The sequence below is a fragment of the Deltaproteobacteria bacterium genome (assembly GCA_016235345.1).
Lineage (GTDB): Bacteria > Desulfobacterota > Desulfobacteria > Desulfobacterales > Desulfatibacillaceae > JACRLG01.
Genome location: JACRLG010000024.1, coordinates 1 through 21,007, shown reverse-complemented (window position 1 = coordinate 21,007; position 21,007 = coordinate 1). Strand labels below are relative to the sequence as shown.

Genomic DNA, 21,007 nt, shown 5'->3' with positions numbered 1-21,007 from the left:
TATTGCCTGCCCATCCACCGGGTGCGCTATTTGGGAGAGGGGGAATCGGGGAAGGAACACGCTGAATATGCTTGGTAATTTTTATGGGTCTTGAGGGTATCTCCTGTTTGTTTTGAGCTTTGAGCGGCAACGGGAAGGGGGTTAAATATTTAGCCTGACCAGCCGAAAGCCTCCTTGCTCCAGCGAACAAAACTGGAGGGGTTTTGCCCATATTTCCGCAAAACTTGGCGGGTTAGCTGGAGCCAGAAATGCCGATAGCTTTCAAAATATGCTTAAAAGTCTGAACTTATATGAAAAAAGGTGTTAGCGAACTTGCCAACTTTTGTGCATTAGTTGGCAAGTTCGCTGGATTGATTCCGGCACAGCCCGGTTCGATCTGGATAGCCTCGGCTGTCAGTCAGATTATGATTACCCGGACTTGGGATTGCTTTGCGGTGTCATGTATGCTGTCAGCGCAGACAAGCAGATCATCATATCACTATTTTATGCTGCTTTTTACGATCTTTTTATTTTGAGCGTAATTATTGAGCGCATAAAAAAGGCGCGATCGAATGTCAAAACCGAAAACCGGGGAACGATGGGACTCCCTCCCCTACATCATTAGCCCGCTTGGGATTTTTGAAGGTTTTTGGCCTTTGCCCTCAAGTATTTTACGATGATCCACAAGTACACGCTAAATTTTAATTCGGCTTCAAATTGCCTTTATTGAACAGGTTGAACTTTACCCAGGAGAACGCAATAGCCCAGCATTTTCGGTTCATACCTGGCAAGGAATCCCGCTTCCGTGAAGTGTGTGTTGGCTCCGTTGGCAGGGTCCATGACAACGAGCCTGCCGCCTTGTTGCCTTGCCAGGATGAAATGGAAAATTTCATCATCATCAGCGATAAGGTAAATCGCCTTCGCTTCCGGGCTGGATCGCAAAACCCCTGTAATCTCGGATTCTTCGCGGTAATCGGAAACTTCGTTGCCCTGTTTGCGGTAGGCGACGGCGGTTTTTCGATAAACGCGGAGAAGGTGGCTGTGCAGCAGTCGATGAAAAAGGGTTTTACCGTAACGTTTTTCCGGTCCGTTCCCCGATCTTATCCACAGCCGGGCTGAAACGCCGCGACTTTTGGCGAACCGGGCAAGGTAGGCGGGGGTGGAGCCCATAAAAAGCATGTTGCGGACCTTTTTCCATATCGCAATTTCACTTTTTTCCGACAATTCCGCTTTGCCGTACTCGGCCAGCGCCGTCATGAGAGCAGCCGGGCCGCAGGAATAAATCCTCGTCTGTTTCCATGCGTAAAGCCTATGCAGGTTTCCATCCGTGTGCAATTTCAGTTTTCCCGTTGAGCCATGGGGGCAAAGTTTTATCGAATAATTTTTCCGGATCGTGGCGCCTGATCCAGAAGACCCTTCTGCTTTTGATTTGTTATATGTACCACGATTCAAAGAATATTTCATCGTGAAAGCGGAGAAAGGAAACGTCCGGCGGAAACCTTTAAAGGCGGGAAATCGAGCTTTATTGCTACCAATACTTTATTGTGGTAAGTGTTGAAAACACGATGATTTGAAGGCTTACTTTCAAGGTGGGATCACCATGAAATTTTCCGGCCCTGCCATTGTCCCGCGCCCTTTGTTTATTGTGGCCCTGGTCGTTTTGGCGGCCTTGGGGTGCGACCGGGACGAGGATTACAGCCGCCTTGATTTTTCCCAGACCCAAACCAAGGCGAATAGCCAGACTCCTTCGGCGCAAGGCAAGGTTCTGCGCGTGGCCATAGGCGCAATGATTTCGCCCCAGGAAACCATAAATTACTACGACGACATGATGGCTTACCTGGGGAAGCGCGCCGGAACCGGAATATCCGTCATCCAGCGCAAGACCTATCAGGAAATCAACGAGCTTTTTTCCGCAGGCCAGGCGGACATGGCTTTCATCTGCACCGGTCCTTATGTGCTGGGCCGGAAGAAATACGGTTTCGAGGCCCTTGCGACTCCGGTCATCCGGGGGCAGCCTCTTTATCAGTCCTACCTAATAGTAGGAAAAAACAGCCTCTTCCTTAGCCTTTCCGATCTCAAGGGCAAATCCTTCGCCATGACGGACCCGGATTCCCTGACAGGGGCGCTCGCCCCCCGGTTCTGGCTGGCCAAAGTCGGCCTGAAACCGGAAAACTTTTTTGGAAAGCTGATCTATACCTACAGCCACGACAACTCCATTTTCGCAGTCGCCAGGGGCCTTGTGGACGCCGCCGCCGTGGACGGGCACAAGTGGGAATATTTTGAACGAACCAAGCCCCGGTTCACCCGACTGACCAGAATATTGATGAAATCGGAACCTTTCGGCAGCCCCCCGGCGGTGGTTTCCTCTTCTCTTTCCCCGGAGATCAAGGAAAAAATCAGGCTGGGGCTCCTTACCATGCATGAAAATCCAGAGGGCCGTGAAATCCTTGCAAAACTCATGATTGACCGGTTTGTTGAGCCAGATGAAAAATGGTATGAACCAGTCAGCAGCATGTACAAATCCGTCGAAAACACCGGCAAGGGCGATTCCCGTGGCTCCGAAAAGCCTTAAAAACACTGTGCTGATCCTTGTGGCCCTGCTGGTCCTCGCAAGCGGCATGACCATATCCCAAATCGTTTCCATCAGGTATGCGGATATCCTGCGCCAATCGGCGATTACGGAGGCTCTTGGCCTGGCCCGCAACCTTGCTCTGGATGCCGCCGACAAGGTACTCACTAACGACATGGTGGCACTTCAGAAAATTCTCGACGGCCAGAATAGAAGCCACGAGGCCGTTTCATATTTGTTTGTGGAAAAAGACGGCCAGATACTGGCCCATACTTTTTCCAAAGGCGTTCCCGATGGCTTGGCCCTCCTGAACGCTCCCGTGGACATTTCCACCGGCAGGGTGAAAAAAATCGTCTCGGAAAAAGGCGTTCATTTTATGGACGTGGCATGGCCCATCTACGTGGGCAAGGCTGGAATACTGCGACTCGGATTTTCGGAAGAGCCTTACCGGGCAAAGGTGGCGGGGCTATGGTGGCGGGTCAGCCTGCTCACCCTTGTCATCCTGGCGGCGGCTCTTACTCTTGGGCACTTTCTTTTGCTGAGGCTCCTGCGGCCTCTTAAGAATTTCGTGAGGCAGGTGGAGGCCATTGACGAAAAAGCCCTCGAAAGCGTATCCGTCCAAAACCCCGGGGGGTTCACGGAGGTAAGTATTTTGGCGTCAGCCTTCGGCGGCCTCCTGGAACGACTGAAAGACCATACCCGAAAACTGGTCCTGGCCAAGGAGGACCTTGAGGCGAAAAACCGTCAATTGGACAGGACTTCCGGCCAACTGGCCATGTCACTCAACATAAACCGGCAGATTGCAGCCCTTCCCAACCTGAAAGATGTCTGCGCGGTCTTGATAGACAGGCTTTCTGAGATCGTGTCCTGTACGAACCTGTCCATTCTGATTTTTTCATGCGACAGTAAAACGCTCTGCATCTATCAACGGGAAGGAGCGGAACCTTTAACCGAAGATGATTGCGAGCCTCTTTTCGAGGCTCTCGCCGGGATGGACTCGCCAGGCCTTCTCGACCCCGGGGTTTTCGTCGGCCCGCTCATATCCGCGCCTGGCCAGGCAGTTGAAAAGGCCCTGGCCTTCCCGCTGAAAAACATGGAACGCGAGGTCTTCGGCGCGCTTCTCATAGCATGCCCGGACAAATGCACCTGTGTTCAAAAGGAGATAGACATAATCGAACTGGTGATGAGCCAGGCATCGAGTGTCATTTACAGGGCCTTGCGCCACGAAGAGGAGATACGGGAACTTCATGCCAGGGTGGACAGCCTTTCCGGGTATTGCGGAATTTTAGGCAAGGACCCGAAAATGCAGGTGATTTACAGGCTGATCGAAGACGTGGCTCCCACGGACGCAAGCGTTTTGATTCAGGGCGAAAGCGGGACGGGCAAGGAGTTGGTGGCGCGCGCCATCCATGACCTGAGCCTCCGCCGTGACCGGCCATTTGTCGTTATCAACTGCCCGGCCTACCCCAGCACCCTTCTGGAGAGCGAACTCTTCGGTTATGAGAAGGGGGCATTCACGGGAGCCGTCAAGAGGAAACCGGGAAGATTCGAACTCGCGGACGGGGGAACCGTCTTTCTGGATGAAATAGCGGAAATCGCCCCGGAGGCGCAGGCCAAGCTGTTGAGAGTGATTCAGACCCGGAAGTTCGAGCGGCTCGGCGGATCGGACTCCGTCGAGGTCAACATACGCATTCTGGCCGCCACCAACCGGAATCTCATCGAGTCGGTCAAAAACGGGGCCTTTCGCGAGGACCTCTTTTTCCGGCTCAACGTCATTCCCGTTCTCATGCCCCCCTTGAGGGAACGCCGCAATGACATTCCCTTTCTGGCGAGATATTTTCTGCAGCAGTTTTCGCAGGAGCAGGGAAAGTCCATTACGGGTTTCAGTTCCGAAGCCATGAGGAGGCTTTTGAAGTACCACTGGCCAGGCAACGTCCGTGAGTTGGAGAACTGCGTGGAGCACTCGGTGGTGCTGGCGAGAGGCGAGATGATAGGCGCGGCCGACCTGCCCCAGATGGTGATGGAGAAATCCGTTGAAGAAGCCCAGCCGGGGATTCAGAATTCCCTGGTGGAAAATGAGGCCCGGATCATCCGGGAAACTCTTGTGGAATCGGACTGGAATAAAACCCGGGCCGCAGATCGTTTGGGGATAAGCAGAAGCACCCTCTACGAAAAAATGAAAAAACACCGGATATCCAAACCTCTTCTGCAGTGACTTGCCCCGCCGTCTTAAATCCGTACGTTTCAATAATTGCCGTCCGGCTTTAATACACTCATTACATTCCGATATCATTGCAAAAATAGAGTAGCTAACTTTTTTTGTACGATTTCCGTACAATCGCCGAACCATACCGAATTTTATCGCCGGATTTTTTAATTTGTATTTCAATGTGTTACAATGTTTGGCACAGGTAATGCTTTATAAGTTCTCAAACAATGGCGGAGGTATACCAGGCGTGGCATGGAGAATACAATCCTGATCCTTTGCGCTGACGCCCGAGAAACAAGGAATCTCCAGTCCCTTTTAAAAGGCCTGGGAGCGCCTTCCCTGGCCTTTTCCAAAAAAGAGAAGATGGCGGAGGCCATCGGGCGTACGCCCTGCCTGGCCGCCCTCATTGACCTGGACTCCGTGCCTTTGCGGAGCCGTCACATCAAGCAGCTTGTATCGCCGAGTCCGGGCCTTATGATACTTTGCGTCTCCCGGTCACGCTACCACCCGGAGCTGGCGGACGCAATCAGCACTGATATCCACGCATGCATCGCCAAGCCCGTCAACCCTGAGGAACTGAGATTCTGGCTTAAGTCCTTGCGTGAAAAGAAGGGGGAGGATCAAAAATGAGCAACACCTTGCTCTCCGAAGATTACGTGGTCCGAATGCAGCGGGAATTGAGAGCTGCGAAAGGCAAAAAGCCGGACGCCGTTCAATGGGCCATGGTCATTGACGTGGCCAAATGCGCCGGATGCCATGCATGCACCATCGGTTGCGTGGCGGAAAACAAGCTGCCCCCGGGGGTGGTCTACCGGCCGGTCATGGAGGAGGAAATCGGCAGATACCCCAACGTCAGGCGCCGGTTTCTTCCGAGACCCTGCATGCACTGCATGAATCCTCCCTGCGTCAAGGTGTGCCCGGTGAAGGCCACCTTCAAGAACAAACAGGGAGTGACTGTCATCGATTACAAACGCTGCATCGGCTGCCGGGCCTGCCTGGTGGCCTGCCCCTACGCGGCCCGCACTGCCGATTTCGGAGAGTTCTATACGGATAAAACCCCCGAAGCCGCAGACCGGATTCTTGGCCGAAAGGAGGCGCGTGCGGGATATGAGCTTACGCCGGCCAAGGAATACGGCAAGGACTGGCCCGCCCGGGGAAAAAAATCGCCGGTGGGCAACGCTCGCAAGTGCCACTTCTGCCTTCACCGGATCGCGGTAGGCCAACTGCCCGTCTGCGTCACCACCTGCATCGGGCGCGCCACCTATTTCGGCAACCGCAACGACCCGAATTCGCTCATCGCAGAACTTCTGGCATCGCCTCGCATCTACACCCTGAAACCCGAACTGGGGACCAAGCCGTCCGTCTATTACCTGTCGTGACCTTGTTCCTGGAAAAATGAATAACACGAATGGCAGGGGGATTTCGCGCATGAAAGTAAAACGGATTGCCTATGCGGTCAGCGCGGCGGCCATGCTTTTCGGCCTCTGGGGCGTCTACGACCGCCTGGCCCACGGCCATCTAAACGCCAATTACGGCTCATACGTGGTGTGGGGGCTCTGGGTGGCTGCGTACCTGTTTTTCGCGGGCACCGCAGCCGGCGCTTACATGATCTCCAGTCTCGACCTTCTTTTCAAGGTCAGGGCCTTCAGGAACACCGGCAAGCTGTCGCTGTGGATAGCGTTGGTGAGCCTGGCTGCGGCCATGATCTCCATCCTGTTCGATCTCGGGCACATGGGCCGGGCCTGGCGGGCGGTCTTCCAGGCAAACCCGGGCTCCGTCATGGCTCAAATGGTGTGGGGCTACAACCTGTTCGGGTTGCTCATTCTATGCACCCTCTGGTGCGCAATTTTCAGGCCCGAAACCAGGCTGTTGAAAATTCTGTGCGTTCTTGGCCTGTTTCTTTCCCTTTTCGTGAGCGGCGCGGTGGGGGCGCTTCTCGGGGTCAACGTCAGCCGCATGTTCTGGCACGTGGGCCTTTTGCCCGCCCAGTTCCCGGTGTTCTCCCTGGGGTCGGGGGCGGCGGCCATGCTCGCTGTGCAGGGGCTGTTGGGCGACAGGAAAAACCCTTCCCTTCAGCAGTTGATTCATATTCTTGGCATTATGACCATCGTGATAGCGCTGGTGAAGCTTTTCTTCCTGTGGGCTGATTTTTCCCAAAGCTACTATGGGAATATTCCGCAGAACATAGACGCGGTCAATCTGGTCCTTTTCGGCCCTTACTGGTGGGCTTTCTGGATACTCCAAATTCTATTGGGCACGCTCGTTCCCATAGCGTTCCTGGCTCAACCACGCTCCGCAGAAAAGGGATATTGGGCGGGCGTCGTGGGCATCCTGGTGCTGCTTGGCTACGGGGTCGCCAGGGCCAACATCATTTTCCCCGCAATGGCGGTTCCTGAACTGGACGCCCTTAAGAGCGCCTTTGTAAGCAACCGGCTTTCATACGATTATTTTCCGAGCCTCATGGAATGGGCCGTCTCCATAGGTATAACCGGTTTCGCGGTCATGGCTTTTCTGGTCGGCAGGGACACGCTGAAACTCGAAGAAAGCCGGACCTCCTGAAAGGGCTTCATTCAGACCGGGCGGAACAGACAAGGAGAAAAGACATCATGGGCGAAAATGACGCCAATGCCAAAACGAGCCTCATGGAAAAAAAAGTGACGAGGCGTGATTTCATCAGAACCTCCGCCCTTCTGGGCGGCTGTCTTGCCGTCTCCTCCTGGATCGATCCCTTCGGCCTGAACGCGGAGGGGGAATTATCCTGGGACAGCGAAGACGGAACAGGAAGCGCTTACCGGCTCCACATGCCGGAAAACCAGATTCACAGCGTGTGCCAGCAGTGCAACACCAACTGCGGCATCAAGGTAAAAATAATCGACGGGCGGGTGGTTAAAATAGACGGTAACCCCTACAGCCCGTGGACCATGACCCCCCAGTTGCCTTACGAGACGCCCCTTTCGGAGGCCGCCTCGGTGGACGGCGCCATCTGTCCCAAGGGGCACGCGGGCATCCAGGCGCTTTATGATCCCTACCGGCTCGTGAAGGTTCTGAAAAGGGCGGGAAAACGCGGTGAAAACAAGTGGACGACCATTTCCTTCGATCAGGCCGTGAGGGAAGTCGTCGAGGGCGGCAATCTTTTCGGGGAGGGGCGCGTGGAGGGACTTCGGGACATAGCGGTCCTTAAAGACCCTGAAATCGCCAAGGCCCTGGCTGAGGACGCCTCCCTGGTGGCGAAGAAGAAGATGACCCTGGATGAATATAAGCTGAAACATGCCGCAAATCTTCATTATCTCATCGATCCGAACCATCCTGACCTGGGTCCGAAAAACAACCAGTTCTGCCTGAACACCGGAAGGCTCAAGGGAGGGCGCAGTGAGCTTTTGAAACGGTTCACGGGAAGCGCCTTGGGCTCGGCGAACATGCACGGCCACACCACCGTCTGCCAGGGCTCCCTCTACTTCACCTGCAAGGCCATGAGCGACCAGTTCACCGAGGGCAAGTGGGCCGACGGCAAGAAGTTTTACTGGCAGGCTGATACGGGCAATGCGGAATTCATCCTGTTCGTGGGGGCCAACATCTATGACGCCAACTATGGCCCCCCGCTCCGAATTCAGAAGCTGACCAATGGGATGACGGATAAGCGGTTGAAGATCGCCGTGGTGGACCCCCGCTGCTCCAAGGTGGCGTCCCGGGCCTGGAAATGGATTCCGGTAAGCCCGAACGGCGTGGCCGCAGTGGCCATGGGTATGATTCATTGGATTATAGAAAACCAGCGTTACGACGCCAGGTATCTCGCCAACGCCAACAAGGCCGCAGCCGCAGCCGACAACGAGCCCACCTGGACCCAGGCTGCGTGGCTTGTGAAAATCAACCCGGACGGGTCCACAGGGGCATACCTTCGCGGGTCCGACATGGGTGTCGCGCCCGAAAAAAGGCCTGTCAAGGATAAGGACAAGCCGGGAGAATTTTGGGATTTCGATCCCTTCGTGGTTCAGTACGGAGGCGGCCTTGTCTTCTTCGACCCGGACGACGAAACCAGGCCGGTAGAAGGAGACCTTTTGGTCGATACGGATGCGAAAGGCATCCGGGTGAAAAGCGTGCTCCAGATATATCGGGAGGCAGCGGCGGAAAATAGCCTTTCGCAATGGGCTAAAATCGCGGGCTGCAAGGAAGCGGACCTGACTGAATTGGCCGACGAGTTCACCAGCCACGGAAAAAAGGCTGTGGCCGACATCCACCGGGGCGTTTCCCAGCACACTTCCGGTTTCTACAATGTTTTGGCCTACATGGTTTTGAACACGCTCATAGGAAATCACGACTGGATGGGCGGGCTCTCCAAGGCCACAACCTTCGACATCGCGGGGGAAAAGGAAGGCAAGCCCTTCGACCTTGGCAAGCATTCTGGAAAAATAAAGCCCTGGGGCGTATCCATCATCCGCCACGAAATAGCCTACGACAAGACCACGATCTTCGACGGCTACCCGTCCCAAAGGGTCTGGTATCCCTTTTCAAGCGACGTCTACCAGGAAGTGATACCCAGCATGGGCGACGCTTATCCTTACCCTATAAAGGCCCTCATGCTCTACATGGCCTCGCCCGTCTATGCGCTTCCGGCGGGGCACAAACTTATCGAGATTCTTTCCGATCCCAAGAAAATACCGCTCGTCATCGCCTCTGACATCGTTATCGGCGAAACCACCATGTATGCGGATTACATCTTTCCGGACCTCACCTACCTGGAACGCTGGGAATTTTCGGGCTCCCATCCGTCGGTCACCCCCAAGGTGGCTCCTTTCCGGCAGCCCGTATGCGCCCCGCTCACGGAAACGGTGACGGTGTTCGGAGAGAAAATGCCCTTGTCCCTGGAGTCGCTGGTGCTAGGCATCGCCGAAAAAATGAAGCTCTCCGGTTTCGGTGAAAACGGCCTGGGCCAGGGCATGCCGCTCAAGCGGGAGGAAGACTTCTACCTGCGCATGGTGGCCAATATAGCCATGGGCGACAAGCCTGACGGATCGGAAATGGTTCCTGCGGCCAACGCCCAGGAGCTGGCGCTCTTTGAACAGGCCCGCAAGCATCTGCCTCCCACGGTTTACGATGCGGGACGCTGGAAGAAGGTTGTCGGCCCGGCGCTGTGGCCAAGCGTGGTTTACGTCCTGAACCGGGGCGGACGCTTCCAGGCATACCAGAAGGCGTACAAGGACGGGCAGATGGCAAACAAGTACGGCAAGCTGGTGGGCATCTACCTGGAAAAATTCGCCGCCACCAAACATTCCATGACTGGCAAGCCCTACCTGGCTTACGCCCGCTATTTGGAAGGCCCCACCGACTGCCTGGGCAACCTTGTGGACGACGGGCCCAAGGGTTATGACATGACCCTCATCACCTACCGCACCATCACCCAGACCAAGAGCCGCACATCAGGTAACTATTGGCTCCAGGCCCTGTATCCTGAAAATTTCGTGGAAATCTCTCCCGGCGACGCCCTCCGCCTGGGCTTGGGCAAGGGGGATCGCGTGAGGGTCTCATCCGCCACCAATGAAAGCGGGGTCTGGAACCTGGGTCCGAACAGGCAAAAAGACATGATCGGCAAGGTTCTGATACGTGAAGGGATACGCCCCGGGGTGGCTGCCTTCTCACTGGGTCACGGGCATTGGGCCTACGGGGTCTCTGATGTGACGATAGACGGCGAAAGAATACCGGGAGACAGTCGGCGCGGCACCGGAATTCACGCCAATGCAGCCATGCGGGTTGACCCGTTTTTAAAGAACACGGGACTTGTGGACACCGCAGGCGGAAGCGCGGTTTTTTACCAGAGCAAGGTGAGGCTCATAAAAGTCATGTGACCATAAAGGCGGGCCATGAAACCCTTTGAACAACTCCTGGAAAGTTCAGCCGCAGCGCACGGCCACCTGTGCCCCGGCCAGGTTGTAGGGGTGCGCATGGCCATGCTGGGATGTCGGCTCATCGGCTTGAACGATCCCTCAAGCCGGGAACAGGTCAAAAAAATTCTCGTCTACGTGGAGATGGACCGCTGCACCGCAGACGCCGTCGCCCACGTGACCGGCGTCAGGCTCGGCAGGCGCAGCCTGAAATTCATGGATTACGGGATCATGGCAGCCACCTTCGTAAATCTTGAAAAAGGCTGCGCGTTCCGGGTTCTTTCCACAGAGGAGTCCCGGGACCTCGCCGAAGTATACGCACCCGGCGTCGAAAGCGGCCACGCCCGGCAACTTGCGGCGTACCGGCGGATGCCGGAATGCGTCCTCTTCCGGGTTCAGAAGGTCATGGTCGACATTTCGCCCTCAGACCTGCCGGGTCCGACCAGGCGGAAAGCAGTCTGCTGCAATTGCGGCCAGGTCATCCGGGACGGGCGCGAAGTCTTTTCCGGGGAGGCTCCTTATTGCAAGGTTTGCGCAGACGGATGTTACTTTTCACATCCCGTCGAAATATCCTGGGATGGGATGGAGCAGGCGTCGGAAATGGTTACGGAAAACCAAGGAGGCCTCCCTTGCTGAGAAAAATCAAGGCGGAAGAAGCCGTGGGAACCGAACTGGCCCACGACATCACGGAAATCCGGCCCGGGGAGTTCAAGGGACCGGCCTTTCGCAAGGGTCACGTTGTCTGCCAGGAGGATCTCTGCCATTTGCAGAAACTGGGGAAAAATCACCTGTTCCTCATTGACCTGGCTGAAGGGGAAATTCACGAAAACCAGGCCGCCGCCATTCTCGCCAGAAGCCTGGCCGGTCCTGGCGTCACCTGGGAGGACAATCCCAGGGAGGGGAAAATTTCGCTGCACGCCGACCTGGACGGCATGTTGCGGGTCAACCGTGCGGCCCTTGCCGCCTTCAACATGGTTGACGAAGTCATGTGCGCCACCCTGCACGAACATACCCTGGTGAAAAAGGGCGCTCTTGTCGCGGCCACCCGCGCCATTCCCCTTGTCATGAAAAAAGCGCCCGTGGAAAGGGCCGCGGCCATAGCCCATGGCTCCTGCGGAGTGGTCAGCGTCATCCCTCTGCGGAAGGCCAAAGTCGGCCTCGTAATTACCGGCAACGAAGTTTATCACGGCCTGATCCAGGACAAGTTCGAGCCGGTTCTTTCGGAAAAAATCCGAACACTCGGCTCGGATATCGTGGGAACGACGTTTGCGCCCGACGATGAAGCCCAAATCTGCCGGGCCATCGAAGACTTTCTCGGAAAAGGCTGCGACCTTATTCTTTTGAGCGGCGGAATGAGCGTGGACCCGGACGACGTTACCAGGGCCGCCATAAAAGGCGCGGGGGCGGGTGAAATCCACTACGGCGCTGCGGCCCTTCCGGGGGCCATGTTCCTTGTGGCCTATATCGGTGACGTGCCGCTCCTGGGCGTGCCAGCCTGCGGGCTGCATCACCGCACCACGGTTCTGGACCTCATCCTGCCCCGCATTCTCGCAGGGGAGAGGATCGGAAAGAAAGACCTGGCCTTCATCGGCCACGGAGGATTGTGCATGGATTGCCCAGAATGCGCGTATCCGCACTGCCCCTTCGGCAAGGGAAGCTGACCGGTAGGGAAAATTTCAGTGATGAAAAAAATTGACGAATGTCATGGCTGCCGGAAGGATGCCGGGCTGGAGAAACCCCATGAAGGGATATCCCCCCCCATAATCTGCTTCGTGGGGTTCTCCGGTTCCGGAAAAACCACCGTCGTAACAGCCGTGGTCTCCGCCCTGAACCAAAGGGGATTTTCCGTAGGAACCATAAAGCACGACGTTCATGGTTTCTCGATGGACACCCCCGGCAAGGACAGCTTCCGCCACAAGGAGGCGGGGGCGAGAACCTCGGTGGTGACCTCGCCATGGGGCATCGGCATGGCGGCGGAGGCGGATCACGACCACCAGCCCCATGAACTCCTGCATCTCTTTAAAGGCCATGACATAGTCATTGCCGAAGGTTTCAAAAGGGCCAAGCTTCCCAAGATCGAAATCTTCCGCCCTGAAAACGGCAAGCCGCCCGCCTGCCGTTTCGACGAATGCCTTGTGGCGGTGGCGTGCGACACCCATCTTGACTGGGGCGTACCGTGCTTTCCGCATTCCCCGGTTGACGGCCTGGCGGATTTCATTCTGGAGCTTTTCGGAATGGGAAGGCCGGAAAATGCCCGGCGAAATTCGGGTAAAAGCGACATGCCCTCTTAAATTTTCCGCTTCGGCCATTCCCTTTCCTGATCTTGCCCCCAAACCAGTCACGTTACGGGCTTCTTGACTGTAATGCGCCAACAGCTCACGGTAAAATCGGAAATCGAAAATGGATGACAGGTCCAAAACAGGCATTCCCAAAGGGGTTTTTGACAATACTTTCCAAAACGGGAAAAGAATGTTGGGCCTCCATGACAACATACTCAATTATTTCAATGAACTTAATGCAAGCGCCTTCTTTGCGAACGCCTCCATTCCTGATGCTGCGTCCGTGGCGCGCCTGGTTGACACTTTGAAGGAAATCGTTTTCCCGGGCCATTTCGCTTCGCCCCATGAAGCCTGCATGAGCCTCGAGCGCCGCATCGGCTCTCTTTTAAGGTCCCTTTTGGATATGCTTGCAGATCAGATCGTCCGCACCATGCGGCACGACTGCCTGTCGGCAGGCTCACCCTGCGATGCCTGCCGACAAACGGCCTATACCGGGGCGGGTAAATTGTTGAATTCCATTCCAAGGGTCCGGCGGGTTCTTCAAAGCGACGTGCAGGCCTTTTACGAGGGAGACCCTGCGGCCAAGAGCCATGACGAGATCATATTCTGTTATCCGGGCTTTCACGCCATTTTCGTATACAGGTTCGCCCACAGGCTCCACGGAATGGGCGTACCGCTTCTTCCCCGCATAATGACCGAATACGCCCACGGCATAACCGGAATAGACATTCACCCCGGCGCGCGCATCGGGGAGGGTTTCGTCATAGACCACGGCACGGGCGTGGTCATCGGAGAAACCACCAGGATAGGGAAAAACGTGCGCATTTACCAGGGCGTGACCATCGGCGCGCTTTCCGTTCCCAAGGACCAATGCGACTCGCTAAGGGGGAAAAAACGCCATCCCACCATAGGAGACGACGTCATCATCTATTCGGGAGCGACCATCCTGGGCGGCAAGACATTTATCGGGGCGCGCTCCGTAATAGGCGGCAACGTCTGGATCACCCGGTCGGTGCGCCCTGACAGCGTGGTCATGATGGAGCCCTTTCAATTGAAAATTCTGCCGCGCGACGCCCGGAAAAAGGCCGGGCAGGAGGAAGACGGCCATGGGAATTCTTGAGTCCGTCGCTTTGACGATCGGGCGCACGCCCCTGGTGAGGCTTGACAAGGCAGGCGTTGGCCGGAAAGCCGTCGTTGCCGCCAAGCTGGAGTTTTTCAATCCCCTGGGAAGCGTCAAGGACCGGATCGCCGCATCCATGCTCGCCGACGCGGAAACCAAGGGGCTCATCGGCCCGGAAACGCTGATAGTGGAACCCACCAGCGGCAACACAGGCATCGCCCTGGCCGCCCTCTGCGGCCGCCGGGGGTATCGACTGCTCCTCACCATGCCCGACTCCATGAGCGTGGAGAGGCAGATGCTTTTGAGGCACCTGGGAGCTGCGCTCGTGCTCACGCCCGCCGCCCTTGGCATGGCCGGGGCCGTGGACAAGGCGCGGGAAATCGCGGAAAAGTCGGGCGACGCACTCATGCCCGAGCAGTTCGGGAATCCCGCCAATCCCCTCGCCCATTATGAAGGGACTGGCCCCGAAATCTGGGACGACACACAAGGACGGGTGGACGCCCTTGTGTGCGGCGTGGGCACGGGCGGAACCATCACGGGCGCAGGCAGGTTCCTGAAGGAGAGGAAGCCCTCCCTCCAGGTGGTGGCGGTGGAGCCCGCAGCCTCGCCGGTCCTTTCCGGAGGCAAAAAAGGCCCCCACCAGATTCAGGGCATCGGGGCCGGCTTCATCCCGGAAATATTGGACCGCTCGGTCATCGACGAAATCATTACCGTGGAGGACGGGCAGGCCATTGAAACTGCCAGGGCTCTGGCCCGAAAAGAAGGCATCCTCTGCGGCATCTCGTCCGGAGCCGCCGTGTGGGCTGCGCTTTCGCTTGCGGAAAGACCCGAGTTCGAAAACAGACTCATCGTGACGGTGCTGCCTTCCACCGGCGAGCGCTACCTGAGCACCGCCCTGTTTCAAAAGGAGAAGTCTTGAATAAGGAGGAATTCTTCATGTCGTCCGAAAAGCCCCGAAAGATGGAAACCAGGGTCGTCCACGCGGGCCTTACGCCGGAATCCTGGGAAGGGGCCACCCTGCCGCCCATATTCCAGAACGTGGCGCACCTCCACGAGACCGCCGAGAGCCTCTCCGACACCTTCGCCGGAAAACGGGCCGACCACGTCTACATGCGGCTTTCCAACCCCACCAATAGGGCCCTGGAGGAAAAGCTGAAGGACCTGGAGGGCGGAAAAGGCGCGATTGTCATGTCATCGGGCATGGCGGCCATATCCAATTCCTGCATGGCTCTTTTGCGTTCGGGCGACGAGTTCGTGACCGGCAACTCGCTTTTCATGTCCACCTACGTTCTTTTCCAGACGGTTTTCAGGAAATACGGGATAAGCGCCCGGATGGCGGATCCCACCGACTCCGAGGCCATCCGGCAGGCCATAAACGAAAAAACCCGCTTCGTTTACCTGGAGACCATCGGCAACCCCAAGATGGATGTTCCAGACCTGGCGAGGGTCGCGGAAATCGCCCACGGGAACGGGTTGCCGCTGGTGGTGGACAACACGCTGGCCACGCCGTATCTGTGCCGCCCGATCGAGCTTGGGGCCGACGTGGTGATCCACTCCACCACCAAGTATCTTTCCGGGCACGGAAGCGCCACCGGCGGGGCGGTGATAGACGCCGGGACCTTTTCGTGGCCGCCGGAAAGGTTTCCGGACATGGAGCCCTTCATCAAGAAGAAGGGGGAGATGGCATACCTCGACAGGGTATGGCGGGAGCACCACATCAATTTCGGCACCACCCAGGCCCCGCTTCATTCTTACCTGACCATGATAGGACTCTACACCCTGGCCATTCGCATGGAAAGGCAGACGGCAAACGCCCTGGCCGTGGCCCGCTTTCTTCGCGAAAGGCCGGACGTGGCGTGGGTGAGGTATCCCGGCCTAGAAGACCATCCCCAGCATGAAACCGCGAGTCGCCAGTTCGGGGGAAAAGGCTTCGGCGCTATGATCTCCTTCGGCCTTACGGACCGGAATGCCTGCTTTGCCTTCATCAACAACCTGCGCATGATCTCTAACCTGGCCAACCTCGGAGACTGCAAGACCCTGGCCATACATCCTTATTCCACACAGTACGTATCCTTTGACGAAACGATAAGGCAGATGCTATCCATAACCCCGGACATGATCCGCCTTTCGGTGGGTATCGAACATATCGACGATATTTTGTTCGATCTTGGCCAGGCGCTTGACCATGTTTGAGAATGCCCCATGAGCGAATACGCTGAAATCAATCCTGATGGGGCATCCGTCGGCCCGGCTGTCAAGCGCAGGTTTTCCTTCGCTTCGGCCCCGGAAGATTTCAGGCTCGAAAGCGGGGCTGGTCTCGGCCCCATAACCCTTGCCTACGAAACCTTCGGGAATCTCAATTCCGGTAAAACCAACGCGATCCTTGTGCTGCACGCATTGTCAGGGGACAGTCACGCTGCGGGCGCATATTCGGAAACCGACGCCAGGCCCGGATGGTGGGATATAATGATAGGGCCGGGCAAGGGGATAGACACCGATAAGTATTTCGTGATCTGTTCAAACGTTCTGGGCGGCTGCATGGGCTCCACCGGCCCGTCTTCCGTCAACCCGGAAACCGGCAGGCCGTACGGCCTCGATTTTCCCATGGTAACCATTGGGGACATGGTCCGGGCGCAGCGTCGGCTGGTGCATTCTCTTGGAATAGAACGGCTCCTGTGCGTCATCGGAGGCTCGATGGGAGGGATGCAAGCCCTGGACTGGGCTCTGCGCTACCCCGACATGACGGCGCTGGCAATTCCCATCGCCGCGACCTCAAGGCATTCGGCCCTTGCCATCGCCTTCAACGAGACGGCCCGCCAAGCCATCATGGCCGACCCCGCCTGGCTTCTAGGCGATTATTACGGAACGGGCAAACCCGTGACCGGACTTGCCGTGGCCCGCATGATCGGCCATATAACCTATCTTTCCGACGAAGCGATGCGGGAAAAATTCGGACGCCGCCTGAAGGACAAATCGGATTTTTCCTTCTCCTTCGATGCCGAATTCGAGATCGAAAGCTATCTCCACTATCAGGGGAAAAAATTCGTCGAGCGGTTTGATCCGAACTCGTTTCTGTTCCTGACCCGCGCCGCCGATTACTTCGACCTGGCCAGGGAATGGGGAAACGGATCTTTGGTCAAGGCCTTTTCCAGAGCCCGCGCCCGTTTTCTCGTTATCTCCTTTGCCTCTGACTGGCTTTATCCGTCCTACCAGTCCCGCGAAATTGTAAGGGCCCTGAAGAAAAACAACGCGGCCCCGAGTTTTGTGGAACTGGATGCAAAATGGGGCCACGACGCCTTTTTGCTCCCCGACGCGCGCCTGAGCGCAGTTATAGGAGGATTTTTGACAAAGGCCGGGACGGCGGCGGGAGGAAAGCCTCATGCGTCTTGATCTTGAGGTCATAAGCGGGTGGATACTGCCGAAGGCAAGGGTTCTGGACCTTGGATGCGGCAGCGGGGACCTGCTGCAATACCTCATTCGGGAAAAAAACATCGAAGGCGTCGGGATCGAAAAGGATGGGGCCAAGGTCGCCTCCTGCATCGAAAAGGGACTTGCGGTCCTTCAGGGGGACATCAACGAAGAGATAAGGGATTACGCGGACGATTCCTACGATTACGTGGTCATCAGTCAGACCCTCCAGCAGACGGCGAACCCGCAGGAACTGATTCATGAGGCGCTCAGGGTGGGTGAAAAGTGTATCGTGAGCTTTCCGAACTTCAGCCATTGGAAGGTAAGGCTTTCGCTTTTCGCGACGGGCAATGCGCCGATCACCAGCGCCCTTCCCTATGAGTGGTACGACACGCCCAACATCCGGGTCATAACCATAAGGGACTTCAAGCGGTTCCTGAAAAAGGAGAGCCTTGCAATCCTTGGCGAGACGGCGGCCAGCGTTCCGGCAGCGGGTGGAGTCGGACGCCGCGTCAAATGTTTGACCAATCTCCGGGCAACGCATGGAATGTTCCTTTTCGGCCCTAAGAAATCCGGCTGACCTTCCCCTCGAAAATCGTGATTGATCCATAAGCCCCCTCCCCTTTCCTTTTCCATTGATCTTCGGCTACAAGCCCGTGGCGCTGCCCACTTCCATAGACATGCTGGCGGTCTACGGCCACAAGGACAACCCCGTAAAGGGCACGAGCCTTGCGCAGGAGGACGCGTTTTTTTCCAAGAACCGCAAGGGGGGATTCGGGCAGGAAATCGCCCTTTGGGGACAGCTCGGACTGGCCGGTGAATGGTCCAGCCGTCCCATAAGCCTCTACGGCCGCAACTCGGCCTCCGGGACCTACGGATATTTCAAGGAACACGCGCTTTTCAAGGGAGACTACAAGGACCAGGTCAAGGAACAGCCTGGTTCCTCCTCGGTGGTCCAGGGAGTGGCCAGGGACAGGTATGCAATCGGCTACAGCGGCATCGGGCTCGCTGTCTTTGTGGCGCGTCGACGCGCCTCACCCGGAAGCCACCGTTTCCGCCATCTTCGGGCCGGTCTGGTACGAGGGCGACGACAAGCCCGCCAACGTCTGGCAATCCTCCAGCGGCACCGACGATTTCGAGCCTAAGTACGGGCTTTTGCCGCTCATCTTCGGCACCATCAAGGCCACCCTTTACGCCATGCTTTTCGGCGGGCCCCTGGCGCTCCTGGCTGCGGTCTACACCAGCGAAATCATGCACTCCAGGTGGCGCGGATTAGGTTCTGTCGACATTCATTTTAGCCAAAGGCAAGTACCTGCTAAAAGTACGAAAGCCATGTACGACACAGCCAGCTTATCATAACGTGTAGCGACCCGCCTAAAGTGCTTCAGTTTCCCGAACATCCTCTCGATATTATTACGTTCTTCATACAGGACCTTATCATACTCGCGCTGCTCTTTCCGGTTCGATTTTGGTGGGATAACCACCTCCGCACCGATAGCCATGACAGCTTCTATGATGTACCCCACATCGTACCCTTTGTCAGCCAGAACCGCCTCAGCCGTTTGATCTTTCAGAAGATCAAGGGCTTCCTTGCAGTCGGCACGCTCTCCACCCGTCAAAATAAAGCGGACCGGATTGCCCAATGAGTCGGTGGCCGAATGGATTTTCGTGCTGAATCCGCCCCTTGAACGCTTTAATGCTTGATTTTCTTGCCCCCTTTTGCCCCTGCGGCATGTTGGTGAGCCCTTACTATGGTGCTGTCAATCATTAGCCATTCGGTGTCGGCGTCCACAGCAATGGTGTTGAAAATCATCTGCCAAATCCCTTTTTTGGCCCACCGGATAAATCTTTTATGGACACTTGACCATTTTCCGCGTTCCGACGGCAAGTCGCGCCATGGCGAACCTGTTCGGCCAATCCACATGACCGCATCAATAAATTTGCGGTTATCCCTGGCGGAACGGCCTGGATCGCCTTCCTTTCCGGGCAAAGCATCCTTGATTTTTCCCACTGATCGTCACGCAGAGTATGTCGCTCCATCGTTGCACTCCCATCTATTTCTGCAACGATAGCACACCTGAATATGAATGTCGACAGAATCTATTTATGTTATAATAAATTTATTTATTTTTACATAGTAGACATAAAGGCGCATAGCCTCTCATTATTAATGATGAACGGTTCAGAATTGGAAGCTCCCCCCAGCAGAGTCGGATCTTTGTCCATTCTAAGTTTGATTATTATGTATTATGCAATTGACCATATTGCCCCCCGGCCACGGCCAACAAGGGAAACCTTGCCCTCATTTTTCAGTTCGGCCAATACCTTCTTGATGAGTTGCGGGCTGGCCGCTGGGAGTTGGGCCGCCAGATCGCCCAGGGTGAATTGCTCCACTTGGGAGAGTATGGTTTGTCGCACCAGATCGCTCTTGGCCGGGCGGGCCTCGGCGGACTCCATCCTGCGCTCGAATTCCTTGTAGGCCTGGCGCAATATGCTTAAAAAATAGTTCAGCCAGGGCAGAATTTCGTTTCTGCCCTCGTGCCACCCGTTGGAACAATCCGCCAGCACGGTGTAGTAGCTCTCCTTGCTCTCCTCGATAAGGCGTTCCAGGCTTATATAGCGCGCCACCTGGAAGCCGTGGGATTGGAGCAAAAGGGTGGTGGTGAGCCTTGAAACCCGCCCGTTTCCATCCCGGAACGGATGGATGCACAACAAATCGAAAACAAAGGTTGATATCACCAAGAGCGACGGCAGGTGCTCGTTTTGGCAGGCTTCACGGTAATTCCCACAAAGCTCTTCCATTGCGTAAGGAACGTTCCTGGCTGCGGTAGGAATAAAGCGTATGCGCCTTTCACCGTTTGGCAGAATTTCGATGATTTCGTTGTCCCGCGTTTTCCATTGCCCGGCGTCTCCCGTAAATCCGCCCTGGGCCATGGCGTGCAGCCGGGCAATGAGCGCAGGTGTTACCGAAACCGGACGCTTGCGCGAAAATATCCAGTCCAGTGCCTGACGGTAACCGGATAGCTCTTCTTCCGGGCGGTCCATTGGCTTGGCTTTTTCCAGAACCACGGGCCGGATGCGATTGGGCGCTATGGTCACCCCTTCGATTCTGTTGGATGATTCGACGCTCTGCACAATCGCCTGCTCGCGCAGGATTTCAAGGACTTCCGGCTTTTGCCTGATCCAGAGGTCCTGCTTTCCCCGCGCCTCCATGCAGGAGCCGAGAAGCCAGCCCGTGCTCACCGGAAGGGACATTGCAGCCAATTTTTTGGGGTTAAGAGACAGCATGGGCAGACTTCACCTTTCATTAGTAGCCTAATAATAGCCTATTTTTAAATCGGTAGCCAATTAATTTCAACGCATGTGACCATAGGTGTTATTTTTGTAGCTGCGAGAAGGATCGGGCAGGCGGATGGGCGCGTTTGAGTGAAAAAGTTAAGATCTTCCCGGACAGTCAGCACCCCGCAGTAAGCGCCATCCCCGGCCCGTAGGATGAAGCCGGGGGATGGCGCGCGGTCTTCCTCTCGGGTAAAATGAGTTTGCGAAAAACATCAACCCGAGAAGGAG

17 protein-coding genes and 1 pseudogene are annotated in these 21,007 nt (G+C 56.3%); 15 read left to right on the top strand and 3 right to left on the bottom strand.

Going from position 1 to position 21,007, the window contains the following annotated elements:
• Positions 1–702: 702 nt before the first annotated feature.
• On the bottom strand, positions 703–1,443 hold the full coding sequence (locus HZB23_12130) for a peptidase C39 family protein (GenBank protein MBI5845403.1): 741 nt from the start codon (positions 1,441–1,443) through the stop codon (positions 703–705).
• A 136-nt stretch (positions 1,444–1,579) separates the two neighbouring features.
• Between HZB23_12130 and phnD the strand changes: the two genes are divergently transcribed.
• From phnD to HZB23_12055, 15 genes are all read left to right on the top strand, one after another.
• A complete protein-coding gene (phnD, locus tag HZB23_12125) occupies positions 1,580–2,551 on the top strand; it encodes a phosphate/phosphite/phosphonate ABC transporter substrate-binding protein (protein ID MBI5845402.1) in 972 nt (323 codons plus the stop codon).
• Positions 2,532–4,763 (top strand): sigma-54-dependent Fis family transcriptional regulator, encoded by a 2,232-nt coding sequence (locus tag HZB23_12120; GenBank protein ID MBI5845401.1) that lies wholly within the window; start codon positions 2,532–2,534, stop codon positions 4,761–4,763. Before phnD ends, HZB23_12120 begins: the two co-directional genes overlap by 20 nt.
• A 246-nt stretch (positions 4,764–5,009) precedes the next feature.
• Positions 5,010–5,387, top strand: a complete 378-nt coding sequence (locus tag HZB23_12115; protein ID MBI5845400.1) for a hypothetical protein — start codon at positions 5,010–5,012, stop codon at positions 5,385–5,387.
• Positions 5,384–6,136, top strand: coding sequence for a 4Fe-4S dicluster domain-containing protein (locus HZB23_12110; protein ID MBI5845399.1), 753 nt, complete (start codon positions 5,384–5,386; stop codon positions 6,134–6,136). Before HZB23_12115 ends, HZB23_12110 begins: the two co-directional genes overlap by 4 nt.
• A 91-nt stretch (positions 6,137–6,227) precedes the next feature.
• Complete coding sequence (gene nrfD, locus HZB23_12105) at positions 6,228–7,316, top strand: polysulfide reductase NrfD (protein MBI5845398.1); 1,089 nt, start codon at positions 6,228–6,230, stop codon at positions 7,314–7,316.
• A gap of 83 nt (positions 7,317–7,399) precedes the next feature.
• Positions 7,400–10,597 carry a molybdopterin-dependent oxidoreductase gene (locus HZB23_12100; GenBank protein MBI5845397.1) on the top strand — a complete coding sequence of 1,066 codons (3,198 nt, stop codon included), beginning with the start codon at positions 7,400–7,402 and terminating at the stop codon, positions 10,595–10,597.
• A 15-nt stretch (positions 10,598–10,612) separates the two neighbouring features.
• Positions 10,613–11,269 (top strand): formylmethanofuran dehydrogenase subunit E family protein, encoded by a 657-nt coding sequence (locus tag HZB23_12095; protein MBI5845396.1) that lies wholly within the window; start codon positions 10,613–10,615, stop codon positions 11,267–11,269.
• On the top strand, positions 11,263–12,294 hold the full coding sequence (locus HZB23_12090; protein ID MBI5845395.1) for a molybdopterin-binding protein: 1,032 nt from the start codon (positions 11,263–11,265) through the stop codon (positions 12,292–12,294). Before HZB23_12095 ends, HZB23_12090 begins: the two co-directional genes overlap by 7 nt.
• A 21-nt stretch (positions 12,295–12,315) precedes the next feature.
• Positions 12,316–12,924: a molybdopterin-guanine dinucleotide biosynthesis protein B gene (gene mobB, locus HZB23_12085; protein ID MBI5845394.1), complete on the top strand. Its 609-nt coding sequence runs from the start codon at positions 12,316–12,318 to the stop codon at positions 12,922–12,924.
• Positions 12,925–13,033: 109 nt separating this feature from the next.
• Positions 13,034–14,032 carry a serine acetyltransferase gene (locus tag HZB23_12080; GenBank protein ID MBI5845393.1) on the top strand — a complete coding sequence of 333 codons (999 nt, stop codon included), beginning with the start codon at positions 13,034–13,036 and terminating at the stop codon, positions 14,030–14,032.
• A complete protein-coding gene (gene cysK / locus HZB23_12075; GenBank protein ID MBI5845392.1) occupies positions 14,019–14,951 on the top strand; it encodes a cysteine synthase A in 933 nt (310 codons plus the stop codon). The genes HZB23_12080 and cysK overlap by 14 nt, the downstream gene beginning before the upstream one ends.
• Positions 14,952–14,968: 17 nt before the next feature.
• The gene (locus HZB23_12070; GenBank protein MBI5845391.1) at positions 14,969–16,225 is read left to right on the top strand and encodes an O-acetylhomoserine aminocarboxypropyltransferase/cysteine synthase; all 1,257 of its coding nucleotides are present in this window, start codon (positions 14,969–14,971) and stop codon (positions 16,223–16,225) included.
• Positions 16,226–16,234: 9 nt separating this feature from the next.
• Positions 16,235–17,422, top strand: coding sequence for a homoserine O-acetyltransferase (locus HZB23_12065; GenBank protein ID MBI5845390.1), 1,188 nt, complete (start codon positions 16,235–16,237; stop codon positions 17,420–17,422).
• A complete protein-coding gene (gene metW, locus HZB23_12060; GenBank protein ID MBI5845389.1) occupies positions 17,412–18,020 on the top strand; it encodes a methionine biosynthesis protein MetW in 609 nt (202 codons plus the stop codon). Before HZB23_12065 ends, metW begins: the two co-directional genes overlap by 11 nt.
• Positions 18,021–18,096: 76 nt before the next feature.
• Positions 18,097–18,585, top strand: coding sequence for a hypothetical protein (locus HZB23_12055; GenBank protein ID MBI5845388.1), 489 nt, complete (start codon positions 18,097–18,099; stop codon positions 18,583–18,585).
• Positions 18,586–18,729: 144 nt separating this feature from the next.
• On the opposite strand, the pseudogene HZB23_12050 reads toward HZB23_12055, so the two are convergent.
• Together HZB23_12050 and HZB23_12045 are read right to left on the bottom strand one after the other, a co-directional pair.
• Positions 18,730–19,480: pseudogene (locus HZB23_12050) on the bottom strand (IS5 family transposase).
• A 207-nt stretch (positions 19,481–19,687) separates the two neighbouring features.
• Positions 19,688–20,728 carry a Fic family protein gene (locus HZB23_12045; GenBank protein ID MBI5845387.1) on the bottom strand — a complete coding sequence of 347 codons (1,041 nt, stop codon included), beginning with the start codon at positions 20,726–20,728 and terminating at the stop codon, positions 19,688–19,690.
• Between the last annotated feature and the right edge of the window lie 279 nt (positions 20,729–21,007).